7 protein-coding genes and 1 riboswitch are annotated in these 8,403 nt (G+C 57.5%); of the genes, 6 read left to right on the forward strand and 1 reads right to left on the reverse strand.

The annotated features are described in order from the left end of the window. From BG52_RS13830 to BG52_RS15005, 5 genes are all read left to right on the forward strand, one after another. The coding region (locus tag BG52_RS13830; protein WP_036667507.1) for a TIGR02680 family protein at window positions 1–2,724 on the forward strand (2,724 nt) is incomplete at its 5' end. A gap of 32 nt (window positions 2,725–2,756) precedes the next feature. Continuing rightward, window positions 2,757–4,187 carry a TIGR02679 domain-containing protein gene (locus tag BG52_RS13835; protein ID WP_036581102.1) on the forward strand — a complete coding sequence of 477 codons (1,431 nt, stop codon included), beginning with the start codon at window positions 2,757–2,759 and terminating at the stop codon, window positions 4,185–4,187. Between the two features lie 296 nt (window positions 4,188–4,483). Beyond that, on the forward strand, window positions 4,484–5,209 hold the full coding sequence (locus tag BG52_RS13840) for a ZIP family metal transporter (protein WP_036581100.1): 726 nt from the start codon (window positions 4,484–4,486) through the stop codon (window positions 5,207–5,209). 112 nt (window positions 5,210–5,321) lie between these two features. Beyond that, window positions 5,322–5,405, forward strand: a riboswitch (cyclic di-GMP riboswitch). A gap of 83 nt (window positions 5,406–5,488) precedes the next feature. Further along, window positions 5,489–5,713, forward strand: coding sequence for a hypothetical protein (locus tag BG52_RS13845; RefSeq protein ID WP_036581097.1), 225 nt, complete (start codon window positions 5,489–5,491; stop codon window positions 5,711–5,713). Between the two features lie 22 nt (window positions 5,714–5,735). Further along, on the forward strand, window positions 5,736–7,157 hold the full coding sequence (locus BG52_RS15005) for an S-layer homology domain-containing protein (protein WP_051587674.1): 1,422 nt from the start codon (window positions 5,736–5,738) through the stop codon (window positions 7,155–7,157). 82 nt (window positions 7,158–7,239) lie between these two features. Here the strand turns inward: BG52_RS15005 and BG52_RS13855 are convergent, their stop codons facing one another. Beyond that, window positions 7,240–7,629 carry a hotdog fold thioesterase gene (locus BG52_RS13855; protein ID WP_036581128.1) on the reverse strand — a complete coding sequence of 130 codons (390 nt, stop codon included), beginning with the start codon at window positions 7,627–7,629 and terminating at the stop codon, window positions 7,240–7,242. 335 nt (window positions 7,630–7,964) lie between these two features. On the opposite strand from BG52_RS13855, the gene eutL reads away from it, so the two are divergent. Then, window positions 7,965–8,403 (forward strand): ethanolamine utilization microcompartment protein EutL (eutL, locus tag BG52_RS13860; protein ID WP_036667508.1); only part of this gene is annotated, 439 nt, incomplete at its 3' end.

The raw sequence follows: 8,403 nt of genomic DNA on the forward strand, positions 1-8,403 counted from the left end.
CGGGAGCGGGAGACGGAGCTCGGCGAAGCGAGCCGGCTGCGGGATGAGGCGGAACGCGAGCGCGCCGGGCTTGAACAGCGCTTCGAGCAGAGCAAGGAGGCGATGAAGGAGGAAGTGCTCGTCTGGCAGAAACGGTTGCGAAGGCTGACGTTCGGCGACGAAGCGGTCCGCGCGACGTTCGCGGCTATCCGCGCCTATGGCCCGAATCAAGGCGTACTGGAGCCTGTTCGCGCTGCGCTTCAACAGAGCTATGCGGATAATCGGGATGAAGCGGTCAGGCTGAGGCTGGCCGCAGAGCAGAGGAAAGCGGAGCTGCTCGGCGAACGGGAACGGCTGCTCGAGGAGAAAAAAGGCTGGGAGCAGAGCCGGGAGCCCGAGCCGAAGCGAAGCGAGGCGCGCATCAGCGCGCGTACGGAGAAGCTTGACCGGTCCGGGGCGCCGCTCTACGCGGTTTGCGACTTTCAGCCGCATGCAGCGGAGGAAGCGCGGGCCCGCGTCGAGGAAGCGCTTGAGCGGTCGGGGCTGCTGGATGCCTGGATCTCGCCGGACGGGCGATACGGCGGGCTGAACGATTGGCAGGAAGAGGCGTGGATTATGCCGAACCCGATTGAATTCGGGTTCACGCTGGCGGATGTGCTCGTCCCGTCTCCTTCGGAGGAAAGCGGGTTGACCGCCGCAACGATCGACGCGGTGCTGCGGACGTTCCTGTGGGAGGAAGGGGGCAGCGGTTTGGAGTACGGGGAGTGGAGCGGCGTATTGGCCGGCAACGGCGAATTCAGGCTGGGGCCGCTTGCCGGCAAGGCCGGTCTGAAACCCCGGGCGGAATATATCGGGAAGGAAACCCGCAAGCGCACCAGAATGCTCGAGATTGCCCGGTTGGCGGACGCCATTGCAGAGGTTGAGTTGGCGGCGGCGACGGTTGAGCGGGAAATCGGGGAGCTGCAAGCACGGGAACGGACGCTTCAAGAGGAGCGCGACGCTTTCCCGGATGGAGCTCAATTGCAGCATGATTTGCGACTGCTGCAGGAGGCCGGCTATCGTCTGGAAGCGGCCATGATGCAGGAAGAGCGGGCGCTCGAGCGCTTCAAGGCCAAGTCGGCCGAATGGCGCGAACTGCAGCGGGAGCTGGTGGAGCTTACGGCAGGGTGGTCGCGGCTCAAGCGGGAGCGTGAGCTGCAGGAGGCGTTGATCGTCATCCGGGATTACGAGAGCGCCATCGGGGATTTGCATTCGGCATGGCGGCAATACCGGGATGCCGGGGCTTCCCTGGAGCGGATTGATGCGGAGCTGGCAAACTTGCGCGTTGAGCTGGAGGACGAGGAGGCGCTGGCGGATGAGCTGGATGAGCGCCGGCGTTCGTTCAGGGCGCAGGTGGAGACGCTCCGCCGGCTTATCGAAGATCTTGGATTGGCCGATGTCGCCAGGCGTCTGGGGGAGCTGCGCGCGGAAGAAGGCATATTGGTCGCCAGGCGCAAGGCTGTGGAGGACGAGCTGGAACTCGCCAGCGATAAGGCTTCGAGGGCCGACGAGCAGCTCAAGCTGCTCAGTAAGCAAGTGGAGGCGCTCCGGTTCCGGCTGGACCGGACGATGGACGAATGGCGGAACGAGCTGAAGCGCGGCTTGGTGGCGGAATGGCGCGATAAGCCGGACACGGCAAGCAGCGACATGCCCGAGCGCGCGCATAAGGCTGCCAAGGAGCTGCGGCAGCAGTACGAGGGGCTTTTTGCCGGGCGCAATGTGGAGAATGTGAAAAACCAGCTGTTGGAGCAGTTTAACGCCGCCCGCATGCTGCTGACCGAGTATATTTTGCAGACGGTGGTCGAGGAAGCGACGGGACGCATTCTGGTGCTGTCGATGCGGGACCATACGCGTCCACAGCCGCCGTTCGCGCTCGTAGAGGAGCTGGAGCGGCTGGAAGAGGAGCAGGGCGCGTTGCTTAGCGAGAAGGATCGTGAGCTTTATGAGGAAATTATTTTGCGCAGCGTAGGCAAAGCGATCCGTCAACGGATTCACCGCGCGGAGCAGTGGGTGCGCGACATGAACAAGCTGATGGAGGAGCGGAACACGTCAAGCGGGCTGCGCCTGAAGCTGGAGTGGGAGCCGAAGCCTGCCGTCACCGAGAATCAACTTGATACCGCACAGCTTGTGGAATTGTTGAAGCGCGATTCCCATCGGCTTCGCGAAGATGAGATTGATGCAATGATTCAACATTTTCGAGACAAAATCGGCTACGCCAAGCAGAACGCGCAAGAAGAGCAGGAGTCGCTGCGCAAGCATCTGTATGAGGCGTTGGATTACCGGAACTGGTTCGAATTCGGGCTGAAATACCGCAAAGGCGAGCAAGCGGGCTACCGGCCGCTTACCGACGCCCGGTTCAATGTGTTGAGCGGCGGAGAGAAAGCGATGGCGATGTATATCCCGCTGTTCGCCGCCACCTGGTCGCGTTATTCCGACGCCCGTCCCGAGGCCCCGCGCCTGATCTCGCTCGATGAGGCGTTCGCCGGTGTCGACGATGAGAATATGCGCGATATGTTTAAATTGTTGACCGACATGGGCTTCGATTACATGATGACATCCCAGGTGCTTTGGGGTTGCTTTGATTCGGTGCCGAAGCTGGCGATTTATGAAATTTACCGGCCGAAGGACGTCGATTTCGTCACGCTGTTCCGCTATCGCTGGAACGGAAAGGTTAAGGAATATGTGCAAGCTGAGGCCGATCGATAAGGGCCGATCGTTATACGGAGGCGCCCAGTGATATGAGGGAGAGGGAGAAGACGCGCGAAGACAATGCGCGGGGTTATTTTCTGAAGCCGGGATTTCGCCGAATGCTTGCGGAGGTGTGGCGGAGATACGAGGGGCTCGAAAAGGTGGGCGGACATGCGGTGATTGCTGCCGCGTCAGCCGAGGAGTGCGAGGCGGTAAACACGTTTTTTGGCTGGAACGTGAAGCCCGGGGATACAATCAAGGTGCCGCTGCCGCTCTTTGAGCGGGAATTGGCAAGTTCGTCGTTCCCGTACTCGATTACCGAGCTGCATGTCGTGCTGTCGGGCAAGCCGCTGCTGACCAAGACGGACCGTGAGCTGCTTGCGCGAGATGCATGGTCGGCGATATTTCGCGAAGTCCGGGAAGTGCTGCTTGGAGACGGGGGCGACATTCATCCGCAGCTGAATAATTGGCTGGAACGGTTAATGCAAGGAGCTGCGGGAGGCTACCGGACGTTGAAGGAATTGATGCGGGAGTCGCCTGCTGCGGCAGTGCGGTCCTTGACTGCCGCTTCGCGTGCCTTCAACGTTATCCTGACGAGTGAGGCCGGCTTCGGGAGCGGTTCGTTGCAGCTTCCTTCGATACGGCTGCCGGTGCTCGCGGCTCAAGTGTCGGGAGATGCACATGCGCTCGACCGGACGAGGCCGGCAGGCAGGCTGTTCTTCCAAGCACTTAAAGAAAGAGCGGGCGGAAATAAAGCCGGGGACTTCACGTTTGAGGAATCGCCGTATAACGCGCCAACCGATGCGGCGGCGGGGTTGAACAGCCTGCTTGTCAGAGAGATTTACCGCGCCGCGGGCATCGCGGACGACGATATCTCCTCAATTGTACATTTTTACGATCCGCTCGGACAGCGTTCGACGCCGCCCGGCGTGTTAACACTTAGACAAATCGAGGCCGCCGAGCGGTTTGAACCGTTTTCCGACGTATATGTGGTGGAGAACCCGCCCGTCTTCTCCACGCTGGTGGATTTGGCGGAGGCGAGGCTGGGTATGCGAGCGGAGCTTCCCGTATGTGCGCATCGCCCGCTCTTACTCTGTGTGAGCGGGCCTGCGAGCGCCGCCGCCTTGCGGCTGATCGATCGGCTTGTCGAGCAGGGCCCGTGGTCGGGGCGGCTTTTTTACTCCGGTGATTTCGATGTTAAAGGTTTGGAAATCGGCAATGTGCTGGCAGCTCGTTACCGTGAACATTTTGCGGCGTGGCGTTTCGGCGCAGGGACGTATGCGCAAGGGGTTAAGGCGACCGAGCGCAGGCTTTCCTTGAGCGGGGAGGAACGAGCAAGATTAGGGAAGTTCAAGGCGTTATGGGATGCCCGGTTGGCAGACGACATGAATGCCGGCGGCTATAAGTTGTTTCAGGAACAATTCATTTCCGAGCTGGGAACGGACTGGTTGAACGCGATGGAAGGACGGCACCCACGCTGAGAAATGCCAATGCGCGGTTCGTTGCCCGCACACGCAAAAAAAACCATGGCGCAGCGGCGTTTCTCCCTGCAAATGCCATGGTTTTTGGCGTGTGCGCACAAGAGTCGGCAGGCCAATGCCTCCGGCTTACGGCGTTGCAACAGCTCCGCCGTCGCCCGAGCACCAGCATGGCACTGACCGCGCCGGTCATCAGCCATTTCAATCCTTGTTCCCGGTTTGATTTTACCGTCAGCAGTCCGGTATAATTCTGATTCAGAACGATATGCGCGCTTTCGGCCGCAAAGGGGAAGTGACACGTGGAGACAGCACTTATCGGAAGCTTTATTTCTGCAATGGCCACAGTTCTGGGCGCAGCTCCCATGTTATTTATCCGCAAGCTGTCGGAGAAATGGAAGGATATACTGATTGCCTTCACGGCGGGAATTATGGTCTCGGCCTCCACGATGGGGCTGATGCCGCAAGCCATCGAAGAATCCAATATTTTTTATTTGACGGTCGGATTTCTCATCGGCATCTTTGTGCTCGACTTGATTGAGAGAAACATCCCGCACATTCATGTGGAAACCGAGAATGCATCGCTCGATTCGAAGTCGCTGCTCGTCATCATCGCATTGTTTCTGCATAATATCCCGGAAGGCTTGAGCACCGGGTTCAGCTATGCGAGCCAGAATGAAGGTCTGGGACCGATGGTGGCGATTGCGATCGGGGCGCAGAATATGCCGGAAGGTCTGGTGCTGGCCGTTTTTCTGATCCATTCGAACGTTTCCCGAATAAAATCGGTGCTGATTGTGGCACTGACCGGTTTAATGGAAATGGCGGCTGCGGCCGCAGGTTATTTTTCAGCCAATTACATTCAAGGCCTAGTCGGGTTAGGATTGGCTTTTGCCGCAGGCGCAATGATGTTTATTGTGTATAAGGAACTGATCCCGGAAAGTCACGGGCACGGTCATGAGCGGCCTTCCACTTATTCATTCATTGTCGGGCTATTGATCATGGTTTATATCAGTCATATATTCGGTTAGCACGACGGGCAAGGATGGCGTCTATGCGGCGAGGTATCAGCGATGCTGTCGAGACTTGTCAAATGTAAATATATTGATATAATGAAGGGAGTATGCTTTTCCTAAATTTAACTTCATACTTTGGCAAAATCATTGAAAGATGATGACGCAAAACTACAGGGGCTAAGGTTTTTGACTATGCCAGCCAGTTGCAAATAGAAGCGAAGCTTATCTATGTGCAACATGGCTAAGCTTTTTGTTTGTTTCACGGCCAGATTCTTGCAGGAAGGGAGGGAGCGGATGGCGCTTTCGAATTGCACGAAATGCGGGCAGGTGATGCTCAACAGCAGGTCGATGTTCTGTGCCGAATGTACGTCCAATTACAGCGAGGACATCGACAAGGTGAAGCATTACATCATGACGCACCCCAAGCCGAGCCTGATGGAAGCCTGTCAGAAGACGGATATACCGGTCAATACGTTGCAGCAATTTATTAAAGACGGCATTATATCGAGATTGAATTAACGAGTGGAGAGGGGCAGATTTCATGAACATGAACAAAAAACTGCGTCATGTGTACAGAAACGGATTGCTAATCGCTGTGATGTTATTCGGCTTTGCGGGCCAAAGCTTTGCGGCGGAGCACGTCGCTTCCGGCTCAGAGGAAGATCGGGAAGAGCTGAAGCTCGAATTCGAGGATTCCGACGAAGCGGCATGGGCGGTTGAATCGATCGGCAAGATGAAGTCGAGAAACGTATTGGCCGGTTATGCGGACGGCAGCTTTCGGCCGAACCAGGCAGTCACCCGCGTAGAGGCGGTCGTGACCGCAGTACGCTTGATGGGCCTGGAGGAAGAAGCCAAGACGAAGCCCGTCAGCGCAAAGCTGCAATTCAAGGATGCGGCGTCCATCGAGAAAAATTTCAAATGGGCCAAAGGATACATTATGGTTGCGTTGGAGCAGGGCTTGTTCGATACTTCGGATTCCGTGCTTCAGCCCGATAAGCCGGCCACCCGGCTTTGGGTTGCAGGTCTCTTGGTGAAAGCGCTCGGTTTGGAAAAAGAGGCGCTGGCTACCATGACCGTTGTGCCGGACTTTAAAGATGCCGACGATATCGCCGCAGGCTCGGTCGGTTACGTTAACCTGGCGGTTGAGAACGGCATCGTCAGCGGCTATCCCGACGGCTCCTTCAAGCCAGGCAAAAACGTCACCCGCGCGGAGATGGCCGCGCTGCTCGTCAGAACAGGCGATCAGTTGCTCGAGCAGGCAGGCGCAATCACCGTAACGGGAACTATAACCGCGATCGATTTCAACGGGACCAGCAATCCGGCGACGACGGTGACGGATGCCGTGTATGCGGGTAATGGCGGAAGCGAAGAGAGCTATGGCACAATTACCGTCGAAAGCTACAACGGCGATTCGTTCACTTACAAAATCGCGGCCGCTCTGGCGGTTCCCTTCCAGAAGCGCTTCATTCCGGCCTCCCAACTGCTGGTCGGTGACGCGGTATCCGTTACGGCAGACGGCGATGTGGTGGTGGAGGCCAGTTTCATTGACAAAGCCCTGGTGGACGAGTCGACGGCCGGCATAACCAAGTTTGAATTGGAACTGAAATCGACCGACGGCGCCGACACATCAATCGAATATAAAAACGAAAAAGGCCGGGTTTCGGCGGAAATCGTGATGAAAGCAGACGGGAAGAAGAAAAAGCTCAAAGGTGACGAAGCGGCAGCGGTCGTCGGGGGGCTTCTCGAGGCAAGCGCCATCACGCCCGACATGACGGAAGAAGAGATTACCGGGCAGGTGCTGGCAGCGCAGGAGCTGGAGCTTGACCAAGTCCGGGAATTGAAGCTTGAAATCAAATTTTCCAACGGCGAGAAAATCGAGATTGAGTTCGAAAACGACGACGAGGATGACGACAACGATGAGTCCGACGAGCGCTCCGACAAGCGTACCAACAAAAAATCCTGATAAGAGAAGCCGGCGTTAAAATGAAGGGCCCCCGTTAAGTCATCCCGAATGACTTAACGGGGGCCTCTTGCCTCTATACCGATCAGCGCAGCCCGACGATCGCTACCGTGCAGCGGGAGACGCAGATCAGCTTCCCGTCCTCACCGGTAATTTTCACATCCCAAACCATCGTTGTTCTTCCCTTGTGCAGCGGGGTCGCGACGGCGGTGACCAGTCCGTTCTTCTTGCTGCGGACGTGGTTGGCGTTGATTTCGAGTCCGACGGCGGTGGATTTCCGCATGTCGATATTCAAAGCTGCCGCGATCGAGGCGGCCGTTTCCGCCAATAAGACGGATGCGCCGCCGTGCAGCAATCCTGCAGGTTGCCGGGTTTTCGGGCCGACCGGCATCGTCATGACGACGCGGTCCGGATCAAGCTCGACATATTCGATGTCCAATGCTTCCATGGCGGTGCCTTGCCTGCGCACCTCCATTTGCTTGATAAAGGCATCCCGATCCAAGCCGTATAAGGCCAAAAGCTTTTCCGAGACGATCATACCCGTCAGCCTCCTTATCGTGCGATGCGATTGTGCTCCTTGCGTTACTGGATTTTGGCCAGTGCGCCAGCTTCGATTAATCGTCCAATTGCTTCGATTATACCATTCATTTTGTTTCTGCTTGCAAAAATCAGAATTTTCGTATAAATTAGAGGTGTCAATCAAAAAAGCATAGAGGCAAAGGCAATGATGCCTAGGCTTACGGGACGGCGAGCCGTTACCGGAGTCCTGGCATCTTTTTGTTTTCAGCGCGATTGGGAGGGGGGACTCCAGTGAGACAGCAACCGATTCGGGCGGTGCCGCTTGCCGTTCGGGTCATTCCCAACGTCGACGCCGGCTTGGCGCGGCAGTTGGAATTGAAGCCGGGTATCCGCAGCCTGGGGCTGCTGACGTCCAGCATCGATGACGTCGGCTACACGGCAATTGACGAGGCGACGAAAAGATCGGCAGTGGAGGTCGTCTATGCCCGTTCGTTCTACGCCGGCTCGGGGCACGCCTCCGGGCCGCTGTCGGGTGAGTTCATCGGCATCATCGGCGGTGCGACGCCTGCCGAGGTGAGGAGCGGGCTGGAGGCGGCTGTCGAGCTGATGGCTCATGGGGCTTGCTTTTACGCGCTTAATGAAGAGGCGACCCATGCCTATTACGCCCATGTCGTCTCCCGCACGGGGTCTTATCTGTCGCGAATCGCGGATATACCGGAAGGAGAGCCGC

The organism is Paenibacillus darwinianus, from assembly GCF_000598065.1.
Lineage (GTDB): Bacteria > Bacillota > Bacilli > Paenibacillales > Paenibacillaceae > Paenibacillus_I > Paenibacillus_I darwinianus.

Coding starts and splice junctions, on each gene's coding strand:
- BG52_RS13845 (WP_036581097.1), top strand. CDS start 5,489: ATGGCGCTTTCGAATTGCACGAAATGCGGGCAGGTGATGCTCAACAGC.
- BG52_RS15005 (WP_051587674.1), top strand. CDS start 5,736: ATGAACATGAACAAAAAACTGCGTCATGTGTACAGAAACGGATTGCTA.
- BG52_RS13855 (WP_036581128.1), bottom strand. CDS start 7,629: ATGGAGGTGCGCAGGCAAGGCACCGCCATGGAAGCATTGGACATCGAA.
- BG52_RS13835 (WP_036581102.1), top strand. CDS start 2,757: ATGAGGGAGAGGGAGAAGACGCGCGAAGACAATGCGCGGGGTTATTTT.